The organism is Micromonospora sp. NPDC000121 (assembly GCF_042899165.1).
Taxonomy (GTDB): Bacteria; Actinomycetota; Actinomycetes; order Mycobacteriales; family Micromonosporaceae; genus Micromonospora.
This window is the reverse complement of record NZ_JBIAZP010000001.1, coordinates 878,819-904,183: the sequence shown is the minus strand read 5'-3', so window position 1 is coordinate 904,183 and position 25,365 is coordinate 878,819. Positions and strand designations below refer to the sequence as shown.

Genomic DNA, 25,365 nt, shown 5'->3' with positions numbered 1-25,365 from the left:
CGTCTCCTTCCCATTGCACACCGCGTCCTGCACGGTGGCAGCCCTATGAGCCGGCTGCGCTGCCGCCGCCGGCGTCCCACGTTACGGACGGGAGCGTACGCCCGCGCCCACCCACCGGCCGACAATCGTGCACGAACGTTGAGCGCCTGTTACCCCTACGTAACCCTTAGGTGGGGCAGATCACTCTGGGTGCTGGTAGGTGAGCGCCGGGGCGTCGCGGAAGCGCCCGTTTCCTCGGGGCGGCCGCTGGTGAAAACGCTACCGCCAGAAGACCGCCACGGCCGCGTTGACCAGGGTCAACCCGACGATCGCAAGGAAGTGGCCGCGGTTGACCACGTCGCGCTTCCGGGAAAAGAAGACCATGACGAAGATCAGCAGGGCGAGCACCAACTTGGTAACAAGTTTCGCCGGGTCCGGCTCGTCGCCGTCGCGCAGCGGCGCGGAGAGGCCGATGCCGGTCAGCAGCATGATCACCGACCCCCAAAGCATGGCCGGGTTGATCCGCAGCTTGCCGCTGACGTACTGGACGATCGCGCCGCCGAGCAGCAGGGCGAAACCGATCAGATGGACGTAGCGCAGTATCAGTCTGAGAGCTTCCACGCGCACATCCTCCCCCATCAACGACGGATCGTAGTAGCGGGGCGGTTCAGAGCGTGTCGATCGCTGCCCGGCGGCCGACCGGGCGCGGCGACTCGGCGTCGACCGGGTGCGACGGCGCGGTCGCGGCGGTGCCGGACGCCCGGCGTGCCACCAGGACCAGCACCAGCCCGACCAGCGCGTACCCGGCCAGGACGGCGAGCGACCGGGCGGACCCGGCGCCGTCGAAGAAGGCCACCGAGCGCAGCAGGGTGCCGCCCGCGCCCACCGGCAGGAACTGACCGACCGTGCCCCACGGCTGCGGCAGCAGCTCGGGCGCCGCGCCGACCGCCGAGAGCGGGTTGCCGACCAGGAAGACCAGCAGTGCGCCCAGGCCGATTCCCGGCCGGCCGAGCAGCGCCCCGAGACCCGCCACGGTGGCCGCGCCGGCCAGCGCGAAGAGCCCGATCGCCGCCGCCTCGGCGAACGGGTCGCCGTCGAGCACGCCGAGCCAGCCGTGCAGCACGGCCACGCCGGCGCTCCCGGCGAGGACGGCGAAGACCACCAGGCCGAGCAGCCGGGCGACCCGACCGGGGACCAGGAGGGTCAGCAGCGCGCCGGCCAGGATGCTCGCCATCGCGAACGGCAGGAAGCCGGCGGCGAATCCGGCGCCCCGGGGGTCGTCCGGGGCCGCGGGGACCACCTCGACCACCGGCACCGGGCGGCCGGCGGCGAGCTGACCGGCCGCCTCGGTGAGCAGCGCGGCGACCGTCGGGCTGGCGGCCGGCGCGGTGTGCAGGGCGACGCCTTCGGGGCCGGCGACGAACGCCGCGTACACCTGTCGGTCGCGCAGGGCCCGGTCGGCGGCCGCGGCGTCCGGGAGGGTGGTCACGTCGAAGGCTCCCGGCCGCGCGGCGGCGAGCCGAGCGGCGAGGTCGCCGGCGGCGGGCGCCGGGCCCGCGACGGCCACGGGCAGGTCGCGCGGCGCCAGGTTGACGGCCGGGGCCGCGAAGAGGGGTACGAGCAGCGCCAGCAGGACCGCCGCCAGGGCGGCGACGCCGAGGGCGGCCGACAGGGGCGGCCGGGTGCGGGTAGACATGGAGGACTCCTAAAACGAACGCTCGTTCTCTTATGGATTCAGGCTCCTCCCCTCCCACCTCGGCTGTCAAGAACGAACGTTCGCTTTACGATGTATCCCGTGCCACGCGTCTCCCCGGAACACCTCGCCGCCCGCCGTCGCCAGATCGTCGACGCGGCCCGCCGGTGCTTCCTGCGGGAGGGCTTCCACCGCACGACGATGCAGGACGTGATCGCCGAGGCCGGCCTCTCCGTGGGCGCCGTCTACCGCTACTTCCCGAGCAAGGCGGATCTGATCAGCGCGATCGCCGAGGAGGCGGTCGGCGGCGCCGAGGTCGTCCTCGACGACCTGCTCCGGCGGGAGCCACCGCTCCCCCTGGTCGAGGCGCTCGACCGCGCACTGGCGTACGTGGAGACCCAGCTCGGCGACGACGGCGCCCTGCGGATCGCGATCCAGGTCTGGGGCGAGGCGCAGCGGGACCCGGCGCTGGCCGAGTTCGTCGCCGCCAGGTACGACGACATCCGCCGCCACTTCGAGGCGCTCGTCCGGCGCGCCCAGGGCACCGGCGAGGTGGCCGCCGACGCCGACCCGGAGGCCGTCGCCGCCGCCCTGTTCGCCCTCGTGCCCGGCTGGTTCCTCCAGCGGCTCCTCACCGGCCGCCCGGACCGCGCCACCTACCTCGCCGGCGTCCGCGCGCTCCTCGCCCCCTGACCGACCCCTACCCCGCCCGGGCTGGCGGGGCGGGGCGCACAGGGCCGGGCGCGACGCCGGGGCGGAGCCGGGTCAGGCGAGGCGCCAGGCCTGGAAGGTGGGGCCGTCGGCGGGCAGGGTGACCGTGCCGTCCTGGTCGGGACGGAGGGCGGGTGCGCCGCCGTAGACGTTCTCCGCCGCCCGCAGCCCGGCCAGGCGGACCGGGGCGCCGGCCGCCCGGCGGGCCAGCACCAGCACGCTGCCGGTCGCCGCCTCCCGCAGGAAGACCAGGGTGTCCGCGTCGTGGTGCAGCCAACGCAGGCCGCCGTGACGCAGGGCGGGCTCGGCGCGGCGCAACGCGACCAGCGCCCGGTAGCTGGCGAACGTGGACGCGTCCCAGGTCTCGGGCCGGTGCCACGGCATCGGGGTCCGGGAGCCCTCCCCGTTGGTGCCGGTCAGGCCCAGCTCGTCGCCGGCGAAGATCACCGGGGTGCCCGGCATCGTGGCGAGCAGGCCGGCGGCGACCTCCTGCCGGGCGGCGTCGCCCACGACCGTACGGATCCGGGCCGAATCGTGCGAGCCGAGCAGCTGCCACGAGTGCGTGTACGACCGCCACGAGACCAGCGACCGGTAGGCGTTCATGGTGGCGAGCACGGCGTCGGCGTTCCGCCGCAGCACCCCGCCGGGGGTGCCGAGGAAGTTCGGCAGCGGGTCGTCGCCGTGCCGCAGCCAGGACCACACGGGGTCGGTGAAGCCGACGTAGTTCATCGTCCCGTGCCAGCCGTCGCGGTCCAGGTCGCCGGTGTGGTCGTGGCCGTGCTCGGCCAGCAGCAGGCCGTCGGCGCGGGTCTCGGCGACCACCCGGCGCAGCAGCGCCGCCACCTCGTGGGTGTACGCGTCGGCGCCCCGCCGCCCGGTCATGTTGGCCACGTCCACCCGCCAGCCGTCCAGCCCGTACGGCGGGCGCAGCCAGCGGCGCAGCAGCGAGTCCTCGGCGGTGGCGAAGCGCCGGCGCAGCTCGGCGCTACCCCAGTTCAGCTTCGGCAGCGACTTGACCCCGTTCCAGGACTCGTAGTCGCCGGTCACCTCGTCGAAGTAGTACAGCTCCCGCTCGGGCGCGGACACGTCCGAGGCGGCCCGGGTGAACCACTCGTGCGCGTCGCCGGTGTGGTTGCTGGTGATGTCGCCGAGCAGCCGCCAGCCGCGGGCGCGTACGGCGTCGGCGAGCCGGGCCAGCGCGGCGCTCCCGCCGAGCAGCGGGTCCACGGTGTCGAAGCTGGACGCGTCGTAGCGGTGGTTGGAGCGGGCGGGGAAGACCGGGGTCAGGTAGACGGTGTTGACGCCGAGCCGGTCCAGGTGGTCCAGCCGCTCGGTGACGCCGTCCAGGTCGCCGCCGTAGAACTGGTAGGGGGTCTCCGGGCCGCGCCCGATCACCGGGGTGTCCCAGTCGCACGGGATCGCCCAGTCCGGCAGCTCGCGCCCGTCTGCGGCGGCGGACCGGGCGAACCGGTCCGGGAAGATCTGGTAGATCACCGCGTCCCGGGCCCAGGCCGGCGGCGGGGCGTGGGTGACCAGCTTGAAGTCGCCGTTGTCCGGCACGTCGTGGTCGACCACGCCGGCGGCGTTCAGCCAGCGGTAGCCGCGGCGGCCGGTGAGCATGAACCGGTAGTTGCTGACCGGGTTGCGGGCCTCGACCGCGGCCCGCCACCAGACGTCGTCGCCGTCGGTGCGGTCGACGACGGCCTCGGCGAACCGGGGCTCGCCGTCGCCGGTGGTGCGCACGTGCACCTGGCGGACGTCGGCACCGGCCGGCACCCGGACGAAGACGTCGACGGTGTCGCCGAGCGAGGGCTCCTGCTCGGGGACGTACAGGGCGGATCCGTCGTGGTGCGGCAACAGGGACATGGGGGTACCTTTCGCGTCGTTCGGACGGGAGAGAAAGGGTCACCCGCCGCGGCCGGTTTCCCGACCGCGGCGGTCGACCCGCGACTGCTCCGGTGTACGTCGGACGCCGACGCCCTTGCCGCAGCGCTGCGTTGTCGCTGAACGGCCGGTGGACCCGGCTGCTCGCGACGGAGCGGCACTCCTCGCCTCGACCTCGGCGAGGGTGCCACCTATCCGATTTATCCCTTGACAGCTCCGGCGGTGAGGCCGGAGACGATGTAGCGCTGGACCAGTTGGAAGACCAGCACCGTGGGGATGGCGGTGAGCAGGGTGCCCGCCGCGAAGATGCCGAAGTTGTTGTTCCGCTCCCCGGCCACCAGACCGAACATGCCGACCGCGAGGGTCTTGGACTCGCTGTTGGTCAGGAAGACGTTCGCCATCAGGAACTCGTTGATGGTGCCGATGAAGGCGAGCAGGCCGGTCACCGCCAGGATCGGCGCCACCAGCGGCAGCATGATCCGGAAGAAGACCTGGGCGTGTGTGGCGCCGTCCATCGTGGCCGACTCGTCCAGCTCCCGGGGGAGCGTGTCGAAGAAGCCCTTCATCAGCCAGGTGTTCACGCCGAGCGCGCCGCCCAGATAGAGCAGCAGCAGGCCCCACGGCGTGTTGAAGCCGATCGCCGGCCACAGGTCGGTGATCGTGGTGAAGATCAGGAAGATCGCCACGATCGCCAGGAACTGCGGGAACATCTGGATCAGCAGCAGCGACAGCAGCCCGACGCGCCGCCCGGAGAACCGCATCCGCGAGAAGGCGTACGCCGCCAGCGCCGACAGGAACACCGACGCGAACGAGGCCACCCCGGCGATCAGCAGCGAGTTGAAGAACCACCACTCGAACGCTGTGCGGTCGAACAGGTCCACGAAGTTCCCGAAGGACGCGCCGGTCGGCACCAGCTCGGTCGAGGAGAGCGTGCCGAGCGGGTTGAGCGCGGCGGAGAGCACGAACAGGATCGGGAAGAGGCTGAACGCGACCGCCAGCACGCCGACGAGGTGGCGCCAGCCGACCTGGGCGAACCAACGGTTGCGGCCCCGCCCCGCGTTGCGGTTGGCGGCCGGGGCGGCGCCGGTGCCGCCGCCCGCGACCGGAGTGCCGTGCAGCGCGGTCACGAGTACACCTCCTCCTGCTTGCGGGTGCGCCGGAAGCTCACCGCCGAGACCACCGCGACGATGGTGAAGATGAAGATCGACACCGCGGCCGCCAGGCCGAACTGGGCCCCCTGGGCGCCGAAGGCCAGCCGGTAGGTGTACGTGATGAGCAGGTCGGTCGCCCCTGCGGTCGGGTTGTCGGCCGGGAAGGGGCCACCCTCGGTGGTCAGGTAGATCGCGTTGAAGTTGTTGAAGTTGTACGCGAACGACGCGATCAGCAGCGGGGAGAGCGCGACCAGCAGCAGCGGCAGGGTGACCGCCCGGAACGACTGCCAGGGCGACGCCCCGTCGACCGAGGTCGCCTCGGTCAGCTCGCGCGGGATCGCCTGCAACGCGCCCGTGGCGACCAGGAACATGTACGGGTAGCCCAGCCAGAGCTGCACCAGGATCACCGCGATCCGGGCCGACCACTCCTGGCCGAACCAGTCCACCCCGATCCCGAACAGGTTGTTGATCAGGCCGAAGTCGGTGTTGAACATGTCCCGCCAGACCAGCAGCATCGCGAAGGACGGCATGGCGTACGGCAGGATCAGCAGGACCCGGTAGAGGTTGGTGCCCCGCATCCGGGGCGAGTGCAGCGCCAGGGCGATGAACATGCCCAGGAGGAACGTGCCGCCGGTCGAGCCGATGGCGAAGGCGAAGTTCCACAGCAGGGTGCCGAAGAACGGCCCGGAGATGGCCGGGTCGGTGAGCACCCGGGAGAAGTTCTTCAGCCCGACGGTGACCTTCCAGCCCTGGGCCAGCCGCTCGCCGTCGGCGGCGACGAAGGCGCCGGTCTCCTCGTCGGCCGTCCAGGTCTTGCCCGTCTCGGTGTCCCGGATGCAGTCGCAGCCCGCGTCGTACGCCCGGACCGCCTTGCCCTCGTAGGCGCGGGACAGGCCGGCGGAGCGCAGCGCGCCCCCGGAGGTCGGCACCACCAGGTCGGTGATCTCCTGGCTGCGCGCGCTGGCCTGACCGAAGTTGAGCACGGTGTAGCCCTCGGCGGCGGTGACCTTGCCGCCGGGCGCGACGGTGACCTGGCCGGCGTCGAGCTGGCGCAGTCCCCCGGTGTCACCGGCCGAGACCACGCCGGTGGCCGGGTCGGAGACCAGGAAGACGAGCGGGCCGGTGGCCGGGTCGCCCTCGGTGGCGACCGACAGGGCGTACTCGGTGGAGCCGGGCACCTGCTTGACCGAGGCGGTCTGGATGGCGACGATCGCGTCGTCCTTGGTGCCGCGGTGCCCGTCGCCGAAGTTCGTGAAGGCGGTGCTCGCCGTGTAGAGGACCGGGACCACCTGGAACGCGATCAGGAAGAGCGTGCCGGGGACCAGGTACTTCGCCGGGATGTGCCGGCGGGTCAGGTAGAGGTAGAACAGCCCGGCGGTGGTGGCGGCCAGCACGGCCAGCCCGATCCACTTCTCCGCCTCGACGAGCGGGAAGGCCGCCCAGATCGCGATCCCGGCCGTCAGGCCGAGCAGGATCACCTTGACGAGTAGACCGGTCGCGGTGATCGGCGCGTGGTGTCGCGCGGCGCGGCGCGGAAGCCCGGAGCCAACGGGCTCCCGGCCCGGGTCCTGCGTGACAGGGCCCGGGCCGGACAGCGACGTGCTCATTACTTGATCTGGCCGGAGATGGTCTTGCCGGCCGCGGTGATCGTCGTGGTCGGGTCGGCGCCGCCGATGATGGCGGCCTCGGCCTTACCGAACGGGTCCCAGATGGTGGCCATGGCGGGGATCGCCGGGAGCACCTGGCCGTTCTTGCCGGCCTCCTGGAACTTGGCCAGGTCCGGGTCGCCGCCCTTGACCTGGTCCAGCGCGGCGGTCAGCGCCGGCGGACGGGGCTCGGCGTTGTAGAGCGCCACGGCCAGCTCGGGGGTGGTGACGTGGTTGGCCACGAACTCCTGGGCCAGGGCCTTGTTCTTGCCCTTCGACGCCACGTAGAACGCCTGGACGCCCACGAACGGCTGGGCCTCCTTGCCACCGGCGAAGCCGGGGACCGGGGAGATGTCGTACTTGATGTTGGCCTTCTTGGCGTCCGCGACGGCCCACGGGCCGGAGACCAGGAAGGCGCACTTCTTGCCGGTGAAGGTGGCGATCGCGTTCTCGGGGGTGATCGACCGCTTGAGCGCGCCCTCGCCCTTCTCACCGAGCGCGGCGATCTTCTTGAACGCCTCGATCGACTCCGGCTTGCCGACGCCCAGGTCCTTCGGGTCGTAGTCGCCGTTGGCGGCGGTGCCGAACAGGTACCCGCCACCGGAGGTGTAGAGCGGGTAGATGTGGTACGCGTCGCCGTTCTGGCCGGACTGGAGGCAGAGGATCTCGCTGGCCTTCTTCTCGGCCTTGAGCTTCTTGCCGGCGGCGACCAGGTCCTCGATCGTCTTCGGCGCCTCGGGGGCCAGCTCGGTGTTGCGGATCAGCGCCAGGTTCTCCATGGCGTAGGGCACGCCGTAGAGCTGGCCGTTGAAGGTCACGGCCTTGACGGCGGTCTCGTTGAAGCCGCTCTTCTGCTCGGCGGCGAGCTGCACCGGGTCGATGGCGCCGTTCTGGACGAGGTTGCCGATCCAGTCGTGCGCGCCGACCACGACGTCCGGGCCGCTGCCCTGCTGCGAGGCGGTGACGAAGTTGGTCTGGAGGTCCTTGGAGACGGCCTGGACCTCGACCGTGACGCCGTTCTCCTGGCCGAACTTCTCGGCGAACGGCTTGAGGGCGGCGGTGCGCTTGTCGTCGGCCCAGATCACCAGCTTGCCGCCGGCGGCGGCCTTGGTGGACTCGTTCGCGGCCGGCTCGTCGCCGCTGTCGCTGCCGCAGCCCGAGGCGGCGAGCGCCAGGCCGAGGACGGCGACCACACCCGCGGTACGGATGCGCATCGGTACTCCTGTCGTCATGGCGGCCCGCCGGGGGAAGGCGACCCGCCAGTGGAAACCTCTGTGAATTTCTTGCCAAACCGGCGCCCGGTGTGCTGCGCCGCTGCTCTCGCGTGTTGCGGGGACGTTAGCAAGGGGTTTCAGAGAATGGAAGGGCTTGCAGAAGTGTACGCAAGATCTTGCTTGTGAGCTAAAGTGCGGGCCATGCGCGCTCGACTGTCCGACATCGCCCAGCAGGCCGAAGTCAGCGAGGCCACGGTGTCGCGGGTGCTCAACGACCGCCCGGGAGTGGCTCCCGAAACCCGGCAGGCCGTCCTGACCGCCCTCGACGTGCTCGGCTACGAGCGCCCGGCCCGGCTGCGCAAGCGCAGCGCCGGCCTGGTGGGCCTGGTGGTCCCCGAACTGGACAACCCGATCTTCCCCGCCTTCGCCCAGGTCATCGAGTCGACGCTGGCGCAGAGCGGGTTCACCCCCGTGCTGTGCACCCAGACGCCGGGCGGCGTCACCGAGGACGAGTACGTCGAGATGCTGCTGGACCGGCAGGTCTCCGGGATCGTCTTCGTCTCCGGCCTGCACGCCGACACCGCCGCCAACCACGACCGGTACCGCGCCCTGATCGCCCGTCCGCTGCCCATCGTGATGATCAACGGGTACGCGCCGGGCATCCCCGCCCCCTTCGTCTCCTGCGACGACGGCGAGGCCACCGAGCTGGCTGTGGCCCACCTGGTGGCGCTCGGGCACCGCCGCATCGGCCTGATCACCGGGCCGGACCGGTTCGTGCCGGTGCAGCGGCGGGTGGCCGGCTTCCGCGCCGCGATGAGCCGGCTGGTCGGCACGGCCGAGGCGGACCTCGGCGAGCTGGCCGAGCTCTCCCTGTTCGGTGTGGAGGGTGGCGAGGCGGCCGCCGCGCGGCTGCTGGACCGGGGCGTCACCGGCATCGTCTGCGGCTCGGACCTGATGGCGCTCGGCGCGATCCGGGCCGCCCGGCAGCGCGGCCTGTCCGTGCCGGCCGACCTCTCGGTGGTCGGTTACGACGACTCCCCGCTGATGGCCTTCACCGACCCGCCGCTGACCACCATGCGCCAGCCGGTGGCCGCGATGGCGGTCGCTGCCGTCCGGGCCCTGGTCGACGAGATCAACGGGCACGCGGCCCCCCACTCGGAGTACCTGTTCCGGCCCGAGTTGGTGGTGCGCGGCTCCACCGCGGTCGCCCCGGCAGAGGGCTCCCGCCCGGCCCGGGGCGGCGCCCCGGGTCACCAGCGCCCCGCGCCGCCCGCGCTCGCCGTCCCCGCCTGACCGCCCGCCTTCGGGCCCGCGCCGTCCCCGGCTGACCACCCGCCCCGGTCCGCGCCGTCCCGGCCGGCCGCCCCCCCGGTTCGAAGCCGTCCCGGTCCGACCGGCCCGGCCCGGGACCCGGCGGAGCGGCCGTGGGCGGTCTCGCGCGTGACCGGCGTCATTCCTTGCGCAAGAAATGCTTGACTCTTGCAGCATCCGGGCGGCATCCTGCTCAGACATCCCGCGCCTTCCACCCGCACCGCGCCGGGTGCGCTGTCCCGCGCGTCACAGAACGGGGAACCGCCTCCGATGACCGTCAGCAACCCCACGCCGCTGACCTCCGACGACGACTGGTGGCGTTCCGCGGTCGTCTACCAGGTCTACGTCCGCAGCTTCGCCGACTCCAACGGCGACGGGATCGGCGACCTGCAGGGCATCCGCGAGCGTCTGCCGTACCTGCGCGACCTCGGCGTGGACGCCCTCTGGCTGACCCCCTTCTACACCTCCCCGATGATCGACGGCGGGTACGACGTCGCCGACTACCGGGACGTCGACCCGATGTTCGGCACCCTCGCCGACTTCGACGCGATGATCACCGACGCGCACGCGCTCGGCCTGCGGATCATCGTCGACCTGGTGCCCAACCACACCTCCGACCGGCACCCGTGGTTCCAGGCCGCCCTGGCCGCCGGCCCGGGCTCCGCCGAGCGCGAGCGCTACCTCTTCGCCGACGGCAGGGGCGCGGACGGCGAGCTGCCCCCCAACGACTGGGAGAGCATCTTCGGCGGCGCCGCCTGGACGCGGGTCGACGACGGCCAGTGGTACCTGCACCTGTTCGACCCGGCCCAGCCGGACCTGAACTGGCGCCACCCGGAGGTCCGCGCCGAGTTCGAGGACGTCCTGCGCTTCTGGCTGGACCGGGGCGTGGACGGCTTCCGGATCGACGTGGCGCACGGCATGATCAAGGCCGAGGGCCTGCCGGACGTCGGCTTCAGCACGATGACCACCGGGCAGCGCCAGGTGGAGCTGCTCGGCAAGGGCCGGCTCCCCTACTTCGACCAGGACGAGGTGCACGAGATCTACCGCGCCTGGCGGCCGATCCTGGACAGCTACCCCGGCGGCCGGATGGCCGTCGCGGAGGCGTGGGCCGAGACCCCGCAGCGGCTGGCCCGGTATATCGGCCCGGACGAGCTGCACCAGGCGTTCAGCTTCGACTTCCTCGACGCGACGTGGTCGGCCGAATCGTTCCGCAAGGTGATCGACACGGCGCTCGCCGAGTCGACCATCGTCGGCGCGCCGACCACCTGGGTGCTGTCCAACCACGACAAGCAGCGGCACGTCACCCGCTACGGCGACGGCGCCGAGGGGCTGCGCCGGGCACGGGCGGCCACCCTGCTGATGCTCGCCCTGCCCGGCTGCGCCTACATCTACCAGGGCGAGGAGCTGGGCCTGCCGGAGGTGCTCGACCTGCCGGACGAGCTGCGCCAGGACCCGGCGTTCCTGCGTACCGGCGAGAGCCGGGACGGCTGCCGGGTGCCGATCCCGTGGAGCGGCGAGCTGGCCCCGTACGGCTTCGGGCCGGAGGGCAGCGAACTGAGCTGGCTGCCGGCCCCGGCGACCTGGCGCGAGCTGTCGGTGGCCGCCCAGACCGGGGTGCCGGGCTCGACGCTGGAGCTCTACCGCACCGCCCTGCGGATCCGCCACGCGCACCCGGCGCTGGCCGCCGACGCGGGCGGGGTCACCTGGCTGGAGACCGGGCCGGGCGTGCTCGCCTTCAGCCGCGCCGCCGGCGACACCGTGCTGACCTGCGTGGTCAACATCAGCGGTGCCCCGGCCCTGATCGACGGGTACGGCGAGCCGATCGCCGCCAGCGAGGCGCTCACCGGCCAGGGCACGGGTCACCTGCTCCCGGTCGACGCGGCTGCCTGGTTCGAACGGCGCTGAGCGGGTAACCCGTCATCGACCTGGTCGTCCGTTGTGCCCCGCGCCGACGGGCGGCTGGGCCACCGACCCCTTGTGGTGGGGGGTGAGGTGGCGCCGGCGCCTCGTGGAGTCCGCTCCCGGGGCGCCGGCGTCCATCTCGGACGGGTGTCGCCCCCGGCCCACCCGGGTACGACGGACCCATGGTGGTTCGTGTCACGCAGTACACCCTCGACGTCGTCGACCTCGACCTGATGGCCGACTTCTGGTCGGCCGCCCTCGGCTACACGGTCCATGCGGGCGGTGACGGCAGCGCGAAGCTCTGGCCGCCGGACGGCCGGGCCGGTGCGCCGACGGTCTGGCTCCAGGGCTCCGGCACCCCGAAACCCGGCAAGAACCGGCTGCACCTGGACCTCGTCGCCGACGGTGACCCGGCCGACGAGGTGCGCCGGCTGATCGGGCTCGGCGCCCGGCGCGCCGACGTGGGACAGCGCGGCGACGAGGGCTTCGAGGTGCTGGCCGACCCGGAGGGCAACGAGTTCTGCGTGCTGCACCGGCCGCCGCACCGCCCCTGACCGACCGCGCCCCGCGGTCTCGTCGCCCTTGAGCCCCGCGCCTGCGCCCCGCGGTCTCGTCGCCCCCGCGAGCCCCGCCCGCGCCCCCGCGAGCCCCGCCCGCGCCGCCGCGTGGCCGTCCGCGCTCCGGTCGGCTCAGGCGGTGCCGCCGGTGAGCTTCGCGGCGATGCGGGCGAAGCCGGCCCGCAGCTCCGCCTCGGTGGGCGGGGCGAGCGGCTCGGTGCGGTGGTTCTCCGCGGCCGCCGCCTCCAGCTCCTCGTCGATGGTGTCCTCGAAGTCGCCGTAGAGGTCGGCCTCCTCGATCCGCGCCGCCTCGTTCTCGGCGGCGACCTGCGCGGCGGCGATCTCGCCCCGGACCTCGTCCGCCGACACCGCCGGCAGCAGCGGCTCGACCACCGCCATCAGCTGCTCCTCGGCGACCACCGCCTCGGCCAACGCGAGGGCGTGCGGCCGCTCGTACGGGCCGCAGACCACCGGCTCCCACTCGTCGGCGTTGCCGAGCGGGCCGAAGGTGATGATCCACGGCAGGCCGAGCATCGGGGAGTCTTCCGGCAGGTCCAGTGTCACGAGTGCGCCCACGCGCCCATCATCGTCCGTCCGCCCCCTCCAGCTCCCGTGATCAAGAAGTTTGGGCCCGAAATCGGGGTTCTGGAGGCGCAAACTTCTTGATCAACGCGAAGAGGGGTGGGCGGCGTCGAGAGCCGCGCGGACCAGGTCGAGGGCCGCCGGCGCCGGCACCCCCAACCGGGCGGCCTCGGCGGCGTAGTCGGCCGCCACGCGCTGCAACCGGTCCAGCGCGTCATCGCGGCCGGGTGCGACGAAGGTGCCGTGCCGCCCCCGGGTCTCCAGCAGGCCGGCCGCCTCCAGCTCCCGGTAGGCCCGAGCCACCGTGTTTACCGCCAGCCCGAGGTCCGCCGCGAACTGCCGCACCGTCGGCAGCCGGGTGCCGACCGCCAGCCGGCCCGTCCCGATCAGCTCCGCGAGCTGCCCGCGCACCTGCTCGTACGGCGGCACCGCCGAGCCCGGGTCGACCGAGATCCGCACGCCCGCTCCTCCGTTCATCCGGCCCCGCCGGGGGCGCCGGGCTCCGTGTCCGCGTCGAGGTCGACCGGCGGCGGGCCCTCCGCCAGGTCCACCACCCGCCCGCGCCGGCTGGTCGCGGCGAGCGCCGCGCCGAAGAGCACCAACTGGTTGAGCAGGTAGAGGTAGAGCAGCAGGCCCACCGCGCCCGCCACCACCGTGTACGCCGGATTCCGCTCGGTGCGCACCACGTAGTAGCGCCCGACGGTGTTCAGCAGCGTGATACCGACCGCGACAAGCAGTACCACGGGGCGCAGCCGCGCCCGGCTCATCCGCAGCCTCGGCACCGCCACCAGCAGCAGGGTGGCCAGCACCGCGTTGACCAGCACGCTGAGCAGCGCGCTGACCGTGGTCAGGCCGACCGAGCCGGTGCTGCGCAGCAGGAAGCGCAGCAGCGACTCCAGCGCGTCCACCGCCGCCACCGAGACGCCGAGCAGCACGAAGACGACGAGCAGCACGCCCAGGTCGACGAGGCGGCGTACCACCAGGTTGCCGGGCTGCTGGTTGAGCCCGTACATGAGCCGCTGCGAGGAGCGGATGGCCTCCACCCAGCCGATGCCGGTCAGGGCCAGGATGATCAGGCCGACCACCCCGACCGTGCCGCTGCTGTCGGCGATCTGCACCGGGTCGAGGAACGGCAGGTTCTCCCGCAGGAAGTCGGCGGCGGCGGCGCTGACCTCGTCGCTGTCCTCCAGGATGGCCCCGAAGACCGAGTACGCGACCAGCGCGAGCGCGAACACCGCGAAGAACCCGTAGTAGGCGATTGCCGCGGCCAGCCGCCCGCCCAGCACGTCGTTGTAGAGCACGCCGGCCCGCCACAGGTGGTCGACGGCACCGGACCGGCGGCGCGCGGCGCTGATCCGGCGGTCGATGTCCGCCTCGATGCGGCCCCACACGTTCACGCCGTCATCCTCGCCGATCTCCAGCGGTCACGGGGGCAACCGGCCGCCGACCCTCGCCGGCCCGGCGCGTCGCCCGGTCGGGGTCGTCGCCCCGGCCCACCGGCGGACGGGTCAGCCGCCCAGCCGGAAGTCCCGGCGCGGCTGCCACCGGGTCTGCCCGCTGTGCGAGAAGAGGGTGAACGCCTCCACCTCGAACATCGCGGAGAAGTCGGCCAGGTCCTCGTACGCCTTGTCCAGCGCCTCCGGCGCGACGTCCTGCGCCACGGTGACGTGCGGGTGGTACGGGAAGCGCGCCTCCCGGCGCAGCTCCGGGGCGGCGCTGATCGCGGCGGCGAGCAGCTCGCACTCGCTGATCCCGGCGGCCACCGCCACGAAGACCACCTGGGTCACCGGGCGGAACGTGCCGGTGCCCCGCAGGTGCAGCGTGAACGGCAGGTGGGCGGCGGCGACTGCGGTGAGGTGCCGCTCCACCGCCGGCAGCGCCGCCACCGGGATCTCGGTCGGCCCGAGCAGGGTCACGTGCGCGGGCACGACCTGGGGGTCGCCGGCCTCGACCCGGCGTCGGGTGAGCATGCCGCCCCACGGCTCCGGGATGTCCACCGCGATGCCGATCTGGATGGTGTCGCCGGCGTCCGGCGCCCCGTCCCTGCGATCCACGCTCCGCGCCACCCCTCCGGCCACCGACCTGTCCACCCTCACCCGTCGCGCCGCGGCGCTACTCGCCGCGCACCGGCGGGAAGAAGCCCACCCGCTCGTACGCGGTCCGCAGCGTCGCCGCGGCGACCACGCGGGCCTTCTCCGCGCCGGCGGCGAGCAGCTTGTCGAGCTGCGCCGGGTCGTCGAGGTAGGTCCGGGTGCGCTCCTGGATCGGCGTGACGAACTCCCGCACCACCTCGGCGAGGTCCTTCTTCAGGTCGCCGTAGCCCTTGCCGGCGTACGCGGCCACCAGGTCGTCGATGCTCCGCCCGGTCAGCGCGGAGTAGATGGTCAGCAGGTTGGAGACGCCCGGCTTGGTCTCGGCGTCGAAGACGATCTCCCGGCCGGTGTCGGTGACCGCCGAGCGGATCTTCTTGGCCGAGCGGGCCGGGTCCTCCAGCAGGTCGATGATGCCGGCGGGCGAGGACGACGACTTCGACATCTTCGCCGTCGGGTCCTGCAGGTCGGTGATCTTCGCGGTGTCCTTGACGATGTGCGGCGCGGGCACCGTGAACGTCTGCCCGAACAGCGTGTTGAACCGCTGGGCGAGGTCGCGGGAGAGCTCCAGGTGCTGGCGCTGGTCCTCGCCGACCGGCACGGCGTGGGCCTGGTAGAGCAGGATGTCGGCGGCCTGCAGGATCGGGTAGGTGAACAGGCCGACACTGGCCCGCTCGCCGCCCTGCTTCTGCGACTTGTCCTTGAACTGGGTCATCCGGCTCGCCTCGCCGAACCCGGTGATGCAGCCCAGGACCCAGGCGAGCATCGGGTGCTCGGGCACCTGCGACTGCACGAACAGCGTGCTGCGCTCCGGGTCGAGACCCACGGCGAACAGCTGCGCGGCGGCCAGCCGGGAGCGCTGCGTCAGCACCTTCGGGTCGTGCCCGGCGGTGATCGCGTGCAGGTCGACCACGCAGTAGTACGCGTCGTGGGTGTCCTGCAGGGCCACCCAGTGCCGCACCGCGCCCAGGTAGTTGCCGAGGTGGAACGAGTCGGCGGTCGGCTGGATGCCGGAGAAGACGCGGGGCCGGGCGGGAACGTCGGACATGCCGGCAATTCTGTCAGCAACGCCTGGCGTACGTCATGACGGGCCGGCGGGTCGGCTCGGACCCACCGGCGCCGGAGCGGTGACCTCGCGCCGGGGTTCCGGAAGGCGCACGGCGGAGACGGTGAGCCGGGCCACGCGGCGCCCCTCCAGCGTGTGCACCCGCAGCAGCCAGCCGCCGGGCGGGTCGTCGGCTGCCGGGCCGCCGGCGCCGGCCGGGCCGCCGGCCACCGGCACCTCGTCGCCGGCGACCGGGAGCCGGCCGAGCGCCGCCATCACGAAGCCGCCCACCGTCTCGTACGGCCCCGGGGGCAGGGTCACCCCGGTCCGCTCGGCGAAGTCGGCCAGGTTGAGCCGGCCGTCCACCACGGCGGGCAGGCCGGCGTGCACCGGGTCGGGGGCGGTGTCGTACTCGTCGTGGATCTCCCCGATCAGCTCCTCGATCAGGTCCTCCAGGGTGACGATGCCGGCGGTGCCGCCGTACTCGTCGACCACCACGGCGAGGTGGTGGCGCTCCCGGCGCATCTCGCTGAGCGCGGCGAGCACCCGCTTGCTGCCGGGCAGCTGCTTCACCTCCCGGGTCAGCTCGCCGACCGTGGTGCACGGGTCCAGGTCGGGACGCAGCAGCACGTCGCGCAGGTGCACGAAGCCGACCACGTCGTCGTGGGTGCCGTCGACGACCGGGTAGCGGGTGTGCGTCTCGGCCCGGACCAGCCGCTCCGCCTCGGCGAGGGTCAGCCGGGCGGAGAGGAAGACCACCTCGGTGCGGGGCATCATCACCTCGCGGACCAGGCTCGCGCCGGCCACCAGCACCTCGTCGATGATCCGGCGCTCGACCGGGTCGAGCAGGGTGTTGGCGGCGACCAGGTCGCGCAGCTCCGCCTCGCTGATCCGCTCCCGACCGGCCGCGGGGCTGGCGCCGAGCAGGTCCGTCACCGCGCGGGTGGCGCCGTCGGCGGCGCGTACCACGATCCGGGCGACGGCCCGGGCCAGCGGGCCCGGCTCGCGGCGCGGTCGCGCCCGGGCACGTCGACGCGGCCCGGGACCACCCGCTTCCCGCATGACAGTGATGGTAGACAGCGCCGGGCCGCCGGGCGCGCCATGTTCGCCTCTGTTCGAACATGGGAGTTCGTGATGGGATGGCGGGAGTGTCGACGGAGAGCGGAAGCACGGCGCCCGGCCTTAGGGTGATCACGACATGGCCGCGACGCGGGCGGCCAGGTGGGAGGAGATCGACGTGAAACTGCTCGTCACCGGCGGCGCCGGCTTCATCGGCAGCGTGGTGACCCGGATGCTGCTCGACGCCGGCCACCAGGTGGTCGTCCTCGACGACCTGCGCACCGGCCACCGGGAGGCGCTCGCCCCCGACGCCACGCACGTCGACGCCACCATCCACGACGCCGCCCAGGTGCTCACGCCAGAGGCGGGCTTCGACGGGGTGCTGCACTTCGCGGCCCTCATCGCCGCCGGCGAGTCGATGGTGAAGCCGGAGCTCTACTGGCACACCAACACCGTCGGCTCGCTCGCCCTGATCGACGCCGTCCGGGCCGCGCGCGTGCCCCGGCTGGTCTTCTCCTCGACCGCCGCCGTCTACGGCAACCCCGCCGAGCTGCCGATCCCGGAGACCGCGGTCAAGGCGCCCACCAACACCTACGGGGCCACCAAGCTCGCCGTGGACATGGCGCTCACCTCCGAGGCGGTCGCGCACGGCCTGGCCGCCGTGTCGCTGCGCTACTTCAACGTGGCCGGGGCACACCTCGACGGCGACGTCGCGCTCGGCGAGCGGCACGACCCGGAGACCCACCTGATCCCGATCGCGCTGGAGGTGGCCGCCGGGCGGCGGGAGAAGCTCCAGCTCTTCGGCGACGACTACCCCACCGTCGACGGCACCTGCGTACGCGACTACATCCACGTCGCCGACCTGGCCCGCGCCCACCTGCTCGCGCTCGACGCGGCGACCGCCGGCCAGCACCGGATCTACAACCTGGGCAACGGCAACGGCTTCACCAACCGCCAGGTCGTCGACGTGGTCCGCGAGGTCACCGGGCACCCGGTGCCCGTCGAGGTCGCCCCGCGCCGCGAGGGCGACCCCGCCGAGTTGGTGGCCTCCTCCGCGCTGGCCCGCGAGGAGTTGGGCTGGGTGCCGCGGAAGCCGACCCTGCACGACATGGTGGGCGACGCCTGGGCCTTCTACCGCACGCACGTCGCGTTGCCGCGGTGACCGACGACGTCGCGGCCCGCGCCGCCGCCGGCTTCCGTTCTGCGTACGCGGAGCCGCCCGCCGGCCGCTGGGCGGCTCCCGGCCGGGCCAACCTGATCGGCGAGCACACCGACTACAACGACGGCTTCGTGCTGCCCTTCGCCCTGCCGCTGCGCACGGTCGCCGCCGCCGCGCCGCAACCCGGCGAGCGCTGGACGGTCTGGTCCGAGCTGTCCGGCGAGACGATCGCCTTCGGCGCCGACGAGATCGCCGAGCCGGGCCGGGTCACCGGCTGGGGCGCGTACGTGGCCGGGGTCGTCTGGGCGCTGCGGGAGGCGGGGCACGCCGTGCCCGGCGCCCGGCTGGCGATCGCCTCCGACGTGCCGCTGGGCTCCGGGCTCTCCTCGTCGGCGGCGCTGGAGGCCGCCGTGCTGGCCGCCCTGGTCGACCTGGGCGGGCTGGACCTGCCCGCCGACCGGCAGCCCCGGCTGGCCCAGCGCGCCGAGAACGGCTACGTCGGCGCGCCGACCGGGATCATGGACCAGTCGGCGGTGATCCGCTGCCGCGCCGGGCACGCGCTCTTCCTGGACTGCCGCGACGAGTCCGTCGAGCACATCCCGTTCGACCTGGAAACGGCCGGCCTGGCCGTGCTGGTGGTCGACAGCCGGGCCCCGCACCGGCACGCCGACGGCGAGTACGCCGCCCGCCGCAGGTCCTGCGAGGCGGCGGCCGGTCTGCTCGGCGTCGCGGCGCTGCGGGACGTCCCCGCCGACGGGCTGGCCGACGCGCTGGCCCGGCTCGACGACGCCGAGGCCCGCCGCCGGGTGCGGCACGTGGTGACCGAGGACCAGCGGGTGCTCGACACCGTCGCCCTGCTGCGCGCCGGCAAGGTACGCGAGATCGGCCAGTTGCTGACCGCCTCGCACGCCTCGATGCGCGACGACTTCGAGATCACGGTGCCGGAGGTCGACACCGCCGTCGAGGCCGCCCTGTCGGCCGGGGCCCTCGGGGCACGGATGACCGGCGGCGGCTTCGGCGGCTGCGTCCTCGCCCTGGTCGACGCGGACCGCGCCGACGCGGTCGCCGCCGCCGTCACGGCCGCGTACGCCGAACGTGGCTTCGCCGCGCCCGGCCACGTCACCGTCCTGCCCGGCCCCGGAGCGACCCGGCTGGACTGACCGCGCGCGACGACGGGCCGATCGGGACGGTCGGTAGGGTGTGGCGTCGACCGGATCGTGCCGGAAAGGGAGGCGACGTGAGCGATGCCGGAATGGTCGCGCAGGAGCGCGCCCAGGCGCTGAGCCGCGTCGGACGGCACGCCGAGGCGGCGCAGGTGCTGCGCGGCGCGCTGGCCGAGCAACCCCAGCACGCCGGTCTGCTGCTCCACCTGGCCCGCTGTCACCGGTCGATGGGCCAGTTGGCGGAGGCCATGCGCCTGGTGGACCAGGCCCTCGGCACCGCCCGCGCCCAGGAGCACCTGCTCGCGGAGAAGGCCCGGATCCTGCTGGCGGCCGGGCACCCCGGCCACGCGGCAGCCGCCGCCCGACGCGCCCTGGAGCTGGCGCCGCGGTCCTGGGAGGCCCACGCGCTGTTCGCGGAGGCACTGCTGACCCTGGGCAACCCCACCCGCGTCGTGGTCGCCCGCCGGCACGCCGACACCGCGCGGGAGATCCGCCACGACATCCCCGACGTCCATCTGCTGGACGCCCGAATCCACCTGCGGATGGGCCGGCTCCGGGCGGCCCGGGACGCGTGCCGGCAGGCCCTCGTCCTGGAGCCGACGTACGAGCCGGCGCTGGCCCTGCTGGCGCGGATGGAGGCGTCGCGGGACCGGGTCGGCCGGGCCGCCCGGGGGTTCACCGACGCCCTGGCCGCCAACCCGCACGCGCGGGGGGCCGCCGCGGCGCACGAGGCCGTCGCGGTGGCCCTGTGCTGGCGCCTGTTCGACGCGGCGGCGCTGGCCGGCGTCGGCCACTGGGCGCTGTTCGCGCTGGTCGACGGCGGTCGACCCGGGCGGCTCGCCGCCGCCCTGGCACTCCTGGCGGTCGTCGCCGGGTCGGCCCCGCCGGTGTGGCGGCGGCAGCCGCCGGCGGTCCGTCTCCAACTGCGCCGCCAGCTCGGCTCGACGTCCGTCGTGCTCTGCCTGGCGCTCACCGCAACGGCGCTGGGCGGGCTGGTGGTCAGCGGCCTCGCCCCGGGGAGGGACACCCCCGCCGGCGGGGTGGCCGCGCTACTGCTGATCCCGGCCGGCGCGGTCCTCGCCTTCCGCGCCTGGCGGCAGCTCACGCGCCGGGCCGTCCCGGTGGTCCGCTGGATCGGCTACCGGGTCTGGATGCGCCTCGTGGCCCGGGCGGCCGCGCGGGCCACGGTCGCCGGCGCCGCCACCCCGACCGAGGACGGGGCCGGCGCTGCGGCGGACGCGGCCAGCCCGGCGGCCGGCGCGCCCAGCGCGACGGGCGGCGTGGTCGGCCCGGCGAGTGGCGTGGTCAGCCCGGCGGGTGACGGGCGGGCGTCGGCGCCCGCCCGTCGGTGAGGGTCACTGCGCCTCGACGATCATCCCCGCGCCGACCGTACGGTTGGTGGTCTCGTCGATGATCACGAACCCGCCGGTGGTGCGGTTGCGGCGGTACTCGTCGGCGAGCAGCGGCACGGTGGTGCGCAGCCGCACCCGGCCGATCTCGTTGAGCCGCAACTCGCCGGCCGAATCGTCCCGGTGCAGCGAGTTGATGTCCAGCCGGTAGTGCAGGCCGCGCACGATGGCCCGCGCCGACCGGGTCGTGTGCTTGATGGCGTACCTGCCGCCGACCTGGAGCGGGCGGGTCTCGTCCATCCAGCAGACCATCGCCTCGATGTCCTGGGCCACCGCCGGGGCGTTGTTCGGCCGGCAGATCATGTCGCCCCGGGAGATGTCGATCTCGTCTTCCAGGCGTACGGTCACCGACATCGGCGGGAACGCCTCCGCGACCGGCCCGTCGGCGGTCTCCACGGCGGAGATCCGGCTGGTGAAGCCGGACGGCAGCACCATCACCTCGTCGCCCGACTTGAGCACGCCGGAGGCGACCTGGCCGGCGTAGCCCCGGTAGTCGGTGACGGTGGTGGACTGCGGCCGGATCACGTACTGCACGGGGAACCGGACGTCGACCAGGTTGCGGTCGCTGGCGATGTGCACCCGCTCCAGGTGGTGCAGCAGCGACGGCCCCTCGTACCAGGGCATGTTCTCCGACCGGCTGACGATGTTGTCGCCCTTGAGCGCGGAGATCGGCACCACGGTCAGGTCGGGGGCGTCGAGCTTCGCGGCGAACGCGGTGAACTCGTCCGCGATCCGCTCGAAGACCTCCTGCGAGTAGTCGACCAGGTCCATCTTGTTGACGCAGAGGACGAGGTGCGGCACCCGCAGCAGCGAGCAGAGGAACGCGTGCCGGCGGGACTGCTCGACCAAACCCTTGCGGGCGTCCACCAGGATCAGCGCCAGGTCGGCGGTCGACGCCCCGGTGACCATGTTCCGGGTGTACTGGATGTGCCCCGGGGTGTCGGCGATGATGAACTTCCGCCGCGGCGTGGCGAAGTAGCGGTACGCCACGTCGATGGTGATGCCCTGCTCCCGCTCGGCCCGCAGGCCGTCGGTGAGCAGCGCCAGGTTGGTGTACTCGTCGCCGCGCGCCGCGCTGACCGCCTCCACGGCGGCGAGCTGGTCGGTGAAGAGCGACTTGGTGTCGTAGAGCAGCCGCCCGATCAGGGTCGACTTGCCGTCGTCCACGCTGCCGGCGGTGGCGAAGCGCAGCAGGTCCATGGGCCGGGCGGTCGCCTCGGCGGTCGCCGGCGCGACGGTCTCGGTGGTCATCAGAAGTAGCCCTCCCGCTTGCGGTCCTCCATAGCGGCCTCGCTCACCCGGTCGTCGCCGCGGGTCGCGCCGCGCTCGGTGATCCGGGTGGCGGCGACCTCCTCGATGACCTTCTCCACCGTGTCGGCGTCGGAGCGGACGGCCGCGGTGCAGGACGCGTCGCCCACCGTCCGGTAGCGCACCCGCGCCTTGAACTGCTCCTCGCCCGCCCGGGGACGGAAGAACTCGTTGACCGCGTAGAGCATCCCGTCCCGCTCGATCACCTCGCGCTCGTGCGCGTAGTAGATCGACGGCAGGGCGATCCGCTCGCGGGCGATGTAGTGCCACACGTCCAGCTCGGTCCAGTTGGACAGCGGGAAGACCCGGATCGACTCGCCCGGGTGGTGGCGACCGTTGTAGAGCGCCCACAGCTCGGGCCGCTGGTTCTTCGGGTCCCACTGGCCGAACTCGTCGCGGAAGCTGAACACCCGCTCCTTGGCGCGGGCCTTCTCCTCGTCGCGGCGGGCGCCGCCGAAGAGCGCGTCGAAGCGGTGCTTCTCCACCGCCTCCAGCAGCACCGGGGTCTGGATCCGGTTGCGCATCCCGTCGGCCGACTCGCGGACCAGGCCGCTGGCCAGGGCCTCCGGCACGCTCGCCACCACCAGCTGCAGCCCCAGCTCCGCGACCCGCTGGTCGCGGTATTCGAGGACCTCGGGGAAGTTGTGGCCGGTGTCCACGTGCATCACCGGGAACGGGATGTTGGCCGGGGCGAACGCCTTCTGGGCCAGCCGGAGCATGACGATCGAGTCCTTGCCGCCGGAGAAGAGCAGCACCGGCCGCTCCATCTCGGCGACCACCTCGCGCATCACGAAGATGCTCTCGGCCTCCAGCGCGTCGAGGTGGGACACCTGGTAGGCGGCGGGGGCGGTCATGACACGGGCTCGCTTCGGTCGAATCCGCTCATCTGATTCCAGACCTTTCCGGTCGGGCATGCCAAGAAGTGCCGCTCAGGCTACCCGGAATGACGCTGCAGCGCTGCAAGCAACCGACTGGCGAGATCCTTGCGACAGACCAGCAGGTCCGGTAGACGCGGATCCGCCTCGTTGTATTTCAGCGCAGAACCGTCGATCCGGGAAGCGTGGAGTCCGGTGGCCGTCGCCACAGCCACCGGCGCCGCCGAGTCCCACTCGTACTGCCCGCCCGCGTGGATGTAGGCGTCCACCTCACCGGTCACCACCGCGGCGATCTTCGCCCCGGCCGAGCCCATCGGCACCAGGTGCGCCCCGACGTCCTCCGCCAGGTCGGTCAGGAACACCGGCGGCCGGCTCCGGCTCGCCGCCAGGCGGATCGTCCGCCCGCCGGGCGCGGTCGCCGCCTCCACCGTCATCGGCGGGTACGCCGGCGGATAGTCCGTGGCAAGCACCCGGTGCTGCGCCGGCAGCCCGACCGCGCCCGCGACCAGGCCGTGCGGCGTCGGCGCGGTGCGCGACCAGAGCGCCACGTGCACCGCCCAGTCCGCCCGGCCCTCCTCGGCGAACTCCCGGGTGCCGTCCAGCGGATCGATGATCCACACCCGGTCCGCGGTCAGCCGGGACACCGCCCCGGCGTTCACCTCCGCCGCCCAGGCCAGCCGCGACCCCTCGTCCTCCTCGGAGAGCACCGCGTCACCCGGCCGCCACTTCGCCAGCTCGGTGCGGATCAGGTCGTGCGAGACCTTGTCGCCCGCCGACTTCAGCGCGCCCACGTCGGCGAAACCCATCTCGGCCCGCAGGCCGAGCAGCGCCTGACCGGCCCGGGCCGCCAGCCACCGGGCGAACGCGCCGTCGATCATCGGAGGACTGCCCATGACTCATGCTCCCGTCGCCTCGCCACGCTCCGCGCCGGCGCGCCGAGCCGCGTCGCCGGTGCGCCAGGCCGAAAGGCGAAGACTACCGGCCCACCGCGGGCGATCCGGCGCTCACACCCCGTGGTAGAGGTTCTGCGTCGGCTCCACGCCCTTGGTGATCACCGACTCCACCACATCCGCCGCCCGGTCCACCAGGAACTCCAGTTCCTTGCGCTCGGCCGCGCCGAAATCCGACAGTACGTAGTCCGCCGGGTCCTGCCGCCCCGGCGGCCGGCCGATGCCGAACCGCACCCGGACGTACTCCTTCGTGCCCAGCGACTTCGACATCGACCGCAGGCCGTTGTGCCCGCCCTCGCCACCGCCGCACTTCACCCGCACCTGGCCGTAGCCGATGTCCAGCTCGTCGTGCACGGCGATCACCTGGCCCGGCGGCACCTTGTGGAACTGGGCCAGGCCGGCCACCGGCCCGCCCGAGAGGTTCATGTAGGTCAACGGCTTCACCAGCACCAGCTTCGGCCCGCCGAACCCGAGCCGCCCCTCGGCGACCTCCGCCACCGCCCGCTTGTGCCGGCCGAACTTCGCCCCGAGCCGGCCCGCCAGCAGGTCGGCCACCATGAAGCCGACGTTGTGCCGGTTGCCGGCGTACTCCCGACCCGGGTTGCCCAGGCCGACCACCAGCCACGGCCCCGTCTCGTCCGTCACGCCCCGCCCCTCCCGCTGCTCGCCGTCACCCACCCGCCCGGACACCGATACGCCGACAGGCGCCCCCGACCGCGCGGGGACGCCTGTCGCAACGCTGCGAACCGATCAGGCCTCGGTCTTCGCCTCGGCGGTCTCCTCGCCCTCGGCGGCCGGAGCCTCGGCGCCCTCGGCGGTCTCCTCGCCGACCTCGGCCTCGGCCTCCTCGGCGGCCTCCTCGACCTCGGGGAGGGTGGCCTCGAGCTGCTCGGCGGTCGGCGCGGCGGTCACCGCGGCGACCGGCAGCTCCGGGTCGGCGGCCAGCTCGACGCCGGCCGGCAGCTCCACGTCACCGGCGGTGATCTGGTTGCCCGCCTCCAGGCCCTCGATCGACGCCTCCAGGTGGTCCGGCACCTTGGTGGCCTCGGCGGTCACCGAGAGGGTGTCGTGGTCGTGCACGATCAGGGTGTCCTTCGCGGCCTCGCCGGTCAGCTGGACCGGGACCTCGACGGTGACCTTCTCGCCGCGACGGACCAGGAGCAGGTCCACGTGCTCGAAGGTGTCCTTGATCGGGTCACGCTGGATCGCCTTCGGCAGCGCGAGCACCTGGGTGCCGTCGCTGACCTCGATCGCGAAGAGCTGGTTGGCGCCGCCCTTGCGGATCGCGGCCGCGAACTCACGGGCCGGCAGCGCGATGTGCTTGGGCTTCTCGCCGTGGCCGTACAGCACGGCGGGCACCTTGCCGGCCCGGCGGGTACGACGGGCACCACCCTTGCCGAACTCGGTACGGGGCTCGGCGCTGATCTTTACCTCGGACACGGGGAAACTCCTGATGCTTTCGCTGCGGCGGCTTGTCGACTGGCGGTGCTGGGGCGAGGGGCTCGCTGGGGCTCATGCGTCGAGAACGACTGCCCGGAGCACCGCGTCGATGACGGTGCCTCCGTGCGGCGCTTGTCAGCGGCCCGCCGGGCACCCTCGCCGTGGCAACCGCACCAGTCTACCCGAGCTGATTCCGCGCTATCCGGCAGTCCCCTCGTCACCGTTCCCGCCGGCCCG

General features: G+C 73.4%; 24 protein-coding genes. 7 read left to right on the top strand and 17 right to left on the bottom strand.

The features are described 5' to 3' along the window. Positions 1–258: 258 nt before the first annotated feature. Positions 259–600, bottom strand: a complete 342-nt coding sequence (locus tag ACFY23_RS04440; RefSeq protein WP_350679272.1) for a hypothetical protein — start codon at positions 598–600, stop codon at positions 259–261. A 46-nt stretch (positions 601–646) separates the two neighbouring features. Beyond that, a complete protein-coding gene (locus ACFY23_RS04435; RefSeq protein WP_350679270.1) occupies positions 647–1,675 on the bottom strand; it encodes a hypothetical protein in 1,029 nt (342 codons plus the stop codon). A gap of 90 nt (positions 1,676–1,765) precedes the next feature. On the opposite strand from ACFY23_RS04435, the gene ACFY23_RS04430 reads away from it, so the two are divergent. Next, positions 1,766–2,365: a TetR/AcrR family transcriptional regulator gene (locus ACFY23_RS04430; RefSeq protein WP_350679268.1), complete on the top strand. Its 600-nt coding sequence runs from the start codon at positions 1,766–1,768 to the stop codon at positions 2,363–2,365. A 72-nt stretch (positions 2,366–2,437) separates the two neighbouring features. On the opposite strand, the gene ACFY23_RS04425 is transcribed toward ACFY23_RS04430, so the two are convergent. The 4 genes from ACFY23_RS04425 to ACFY23_RS04410 all read right to left on the bottom strand — a co-directional run bounded on the left by ACFY23_RS04425 (position 2,438) and on the right by ACFY23_RS04410 (position 8,278). Further along, the gene (locus ACFY23_RS04425; RefSeq protein WP_350679266.1) at positions 2,438–4,249 is read right to left on the bottom strand and encodes a glycoside hydrolase family 13 protein; all 1,812 of its coding nucleotides are present in this window, start codon (positions 4,247–4,249) and stop codon (positions 2,438–2,440) included. A 218-nt stretch (positions 4,250–4,467) separates the two neighbouring features. Then, the gene (locus ACFY23_RS04420; RefSeq protein ID WP_387035863.1) at positions 4,468–5,385 is read right to left on the bottom strand and encodes a sugar ABC transporter permease; all 918 of its coding nucleotides are present in this window, start codon (positions 5,383–5,385) and stop codon (positions 4,468–4,470) included. 5 nt (positions 5,386–5,390) lie between these two features. Further along, the gene (locus ACFY23_RS04415) at positions 5,391–7,025 is read right to left on the bottom strand and encodes an ABC transporter permease subunit (RefSeq protein WP_350679264.1); all 1,635 of its coding nucleotides are present in this window, start codon (positions 7,023–7,025) and stop codon (positions 5,391–5,393) included. Beyond that, positions 7,025–8,278: a maltose ABC transporter substrate-binding protein gene (locus ACFY23_RS04410; protein WP_350679262.1), complete on the bottom strand. Its 1,254-nt coding sequence runs from the start codon at positions 8,276–8,278 to the stop codon at positions 7,025–7,027. Before ACFY23_RS04410 ends, ACFY23_RS04415 begins: the two co-directional genes overlap by 1 nt. 201 nt (positions 8,279–8,479) lie before the next feature. Between ACFY23_RS04410 and ACFY23_RS04405 the strand changes: the two genes are divergently transcribed. From ACFY23_RS04405 to ACFY23_RS04395, 3 genes are all read left to right on the top strand, one after another. Next, positions 8,480–9,571, top strand: a complete 1,092-nt coding sequence (locus tag ACFY23_RS04405) for a LacI family DNA-binding transcriptional regulator (RefSeq protein ID WP_350679260.1) — start codon at positions 8,480–8,482, stop codon at positions 9,569–9,571. 288 nt (positions 9,572–9,859) lie between these two features. Then, positions 9,860–11,494: a glycoside hydrolase family 13 protein gene (locus ACFY23_RS04400; RefSeq protein ID WP_350679258.1), complete on the top strand. Its 1,635-nt coding sequence runs from the start codon at positions 9,860–9,862 to the stop codon at positions 11,492–11,494. A 179-nt stretch (positions 11,495–11,673) separates the two neighbouring features. Further along, positions 11,674–12,045, top strand: a complete 372-nt coding sequence (locus ACFY23_RS04395; protein ID WP_350679256.1) for a VOC family protein — start codon at positions 11,674–11,676, stop codon at positions 12,043–12,045. A 135-nt stretch (positions 12,046–12,180) separates the two neighbouring features. Here the strand turns inward: ACFY23_RS04395 and ACFY23_RS04390 are convergent, their stop codons facing one another. The 6 genes from ACFY23_RS04390 to ACFY23_RS04365 form a co-directional block, all read right to left on the bottom strand. Next, positions 12,181–12,624 carry a hypothetical protein gene (locus ACFY23_RS04390; RefSeq protein WP_350679254.1) on the bottom strand — a complete coding sequence of 148 codons (444 nt, stop codon included), beginning with the start codon at positions 12,622–12,624 and terminating at the stop codon, positions 12,181–12,183. A 90-nt stretch (positions 12,625–12,714) separates the two neighbouring features. Then, positions 12,715–13,089: a GntR family transcriptional regulator gene (locus tag ACFY23_RS04385; RefSeq protein ID WP_350679252.1), complete on the bottom strand. Its 375-nt coding sequence runs from the start codon at positions 13,087–13,089 to the stop codon at positions 12,715–12,717. A gap of 14 nt (positions 13,090–13,103) precedes the next feature. Next, complete coding sequence (locus ACFY23_RS04380; RefSeq protein ID WP_350679250.1) at positions 13,104–14,027, bottom strand: YhjD/YihY/BrkB family envelope integrity protein; 924 nt, start codon at positions 14,025–14,027, stop codon at positions 13,104–13,106. A gap of 111 nt (positions 14,028–14,138) precedes the next feature. Further along, positions 14,139–14,720 carry a 2'-5' RNA ligase family protein gene (locus tag ACFY23_RS04375; RefSeq protein ID WP_350679298.1) on the bottom strand — a complete coding sequence of 194 codons (582 nt, stop codon included), beginning with the start codon at positions 14,718–14,720 and terminating at the stop codon, positions 14,139–14,141. 22 nt (positions 14,721–14,742) lie between these two features. After that, on the bottom strand, positions 14,743–15,768 hold the full coding sequence (trpS, locus tag ACFY23_RS04370; RefSeq protein WP_350679248.1) for a tryptophan--tRNA ligase: 1,026 nt from the start codon (positions 15,766–15,768) through the stop codon (positions 14,743–14,745). Between the two features lie 33 nt (positions 15,769–15,801). After that, positions 15,802–16,827, bottom strand: coding sequence for a hemolysin family protein (locus tag ACFY23_RS04365; RefSeq protein WP_350679246.1), 1,026 nt, complete (start codon positions 16,825–16,827; stop codon positions 15,802–15,804). 136 nt (positions 16,828–16,963) lie between these two features. Here ACFY23_RS04365 and galE point away from each other — a divergent pair, with 136 nt between their 5' ends. The 3 genes from galE (at position 16,964) to ACFY23_RS04350 (ending at position 20,498) form a co-directional block, all read left to right on the top strand. Next, a complete protein-coding gene (galE, locus tag ACFY23_RS04360; RefSeq protein WP_350679244.1) occupies positions 16,964–17,986 on the top strand; it encodes a UDP-glucose 4-epimerase GalE in 1,023 nt (340 codons plus the stop codon). Beyond that, entirely contained in the window at positions 17,983–19,143 is a 1,161-nt protein-coding gene (gene galK / locus ACFY23_RS04355; protein WP_350679242.1) for a galactokinase, read from the top strand. The genes galE and galK overlap by 4 nt, the downstream gene beginning before the upstream one ends. 77 nt (positions 19,144–19,220) lie before the next feature. Then, entirely contained in the window at positions 19,221–20,498 is a 1,278-nt protein-coding gene (locus ACFY23_RS04350; RefSeq protein ID WP_350818882.1) for a tetratricopeptide repeat protein, read from the top strand. Between the two features lie 3 nt (positions 20,499–20,501). On the opposite strand, the gene cysN is transcribed toward ACFY23_RS04350, so the two are convergent. From cysN to ACFY23_RS04325, 5 genes are all read right to left on the bottom strand, one after another. Next, the gene (gene cysN, locus ACFY23_RS04345; RefSeq protein WP_350684223.1) at positions 20,502–21,806 is read right to left on the bottom strand and encodes a sulfate adenylyltransferase subunit CysN; all 1,305 of its coding nucleotides are present in this window, start codon (positions 21,804–21,806) and stop codon (positions 20,502–20,504) included. After that, positions 21,806–22,717, bottom strand: a complete 912-nt coding sequence (gene cysD, locus ACFY23_RS04340) for a sulfate adenylyltransferase subunit CysD (protein WP_350684222.1) — start codon at positions 22,715–22,717, stop codon at positions 21,806–21,808. The genes cysN and cysD overlap by 1 nt, the downstream gene beginning before the upstream one ends. 80 nt (positions 22,718–22,797) lie before the next feature. Further along, positions 22,798–23,631, bottom strand: a complete 834-nt coding sequence (locus tag ACFY23_RS04335) for an inositol monophosphatase family protein (RefSeq protein ID WP_350684221.1) — start codon at positions 23,629–23,631, stop codon at positions 22,798–22,800. Between the two features lie 111 nt (positions 23,632–23,742). Beyond that, entirely contained in the window at positions 23,743–24,333 is a 591-nt protein-coding gene (gene pth / locus ACFY23_RS04330; RefSeq protein ID WP_350684220.1) for an aminoacyl-tRNA hydrolase, read from the bottom strand. A gap of 105 nt (positions 24,334–24,438) precedes the next feature. Next, the gene (locus tag ACFY23_RS04325; protein ID WP_350684219.1) at positions 24,439–25,128 is read right to left on the bottom strand and encodes a 50S ribosomal protein L25/general stress protein Ctc; all 690 of its coding nucleotides are present in this window, start codon (positions 25,126–25,128) and stop codon (positions 24,439–24,441) included. Positions 25,129–25,365: the final 237 nt, after the last annotated feature.

Excerpts from the sequence above, each read along its gene's own strand:
- ACFY23_RS04435 (WP_350679270.1), bottom strand. The coding sequence starts at position 1,675 with ATGTCTACCCGCACCCGGCCGCCCCTGTCGGCCGCCCTCGGCGTCGCC.
- ACFY23_RS04430 (WP_350679268.1), top strand. The coding sequence starts at position 1,766 with ATGTATCCCGTGCCACGCGTCTCCCCGGAACACCTCGCCGCCCGCCGT.
- ACFY23_RS04425 (WP_350679266.1), bottom strand. The coding sequence starts at position 4,249 with ATGTCCCTGTTGCCGCACCACGACGGATCCGCCCTGTACGTCCCCGAG.
- ACFY23_RS04415 (WP_350679264.1), bottom strand. The coding sequence starts at position 7,025 with ATGAGCACGTCGCTGTCCGGCCCGGGCCCTGTCACGCAGGACCCGGGC.
- ACFY23_RS04410 (WP_350679262.1), bottom strand. The coding sequence starts at position 8,278 with ATGCGCATCCGTACCGCGGGTGTGGTCGCCGTCCTCGGCCTGGCGCTC.
- ACFY23_RS04405 (WP_350679260.1), top strand. The coding sequence starts at position 8,480 with ATGCGCGCTCGACTGTCCGACATCGCCCAGCAGGCCGAAGTCAGCGAG.
- ACFY23_RS04400 (WP_350679258.1), top strand. The coding sequence starts at position 9,860 with ATGACCGTCAGCAACCCCACGCCGCTGACCTCCGACGACGACTGGTGG.
- ACFY23_RS04395 (WP_350679256.1), top strand. The coding sequence starts at position 11,674 with ATGGTGGTTCGTGTCACGCAGTACACCCTCGACGTCGTCGACCTCGAC.
- trpS (WP_350679248.1), bottom strand. The coding sequence starts at position 15,768 with ATGTCCGACGTTCCCGCCCGGCCCCGCGTCTTCTCCGGCATCCAGCCG.
- ACFY23_RS04365 (WP_350679246.1), bottom strand. The coding sequence starts at position 16,827 with ATGCGGGAAGCGGGTGGTCCCGGGCCGCGTCGACGTGCCCGGGCGCGA.
- galE (WP_350679244.1), top strand. The coding sequence starts at position 16,964 with ATGGCCGCGACGCGGGCGGCCAGGTGGGAGGAGATCGACGTGAAACTG.
- cysN (WP_350684223.1), bottom strand. The coding sequence starts at position 21,806 with ATGACCACCGAGACCGTCGCGCCGGCGACCGCCGAGGCGACCGCCCGG.
- cysD (WP_350684222.1), bottom strand. The coding sequence starts at position 22,717 with ATGACCGCCCCCGCCGCCTACCAGGTGTCCCACCTCGACGCGCTGGAG.
- ACFY23_RS04335 (WP_350684221.1), bottom strand. The coding sequence starts at position 23,631 with ATGGGCAGTCCTCCGATGATCGACGGCGCGTTCGCCCGGTGGCTGGCG.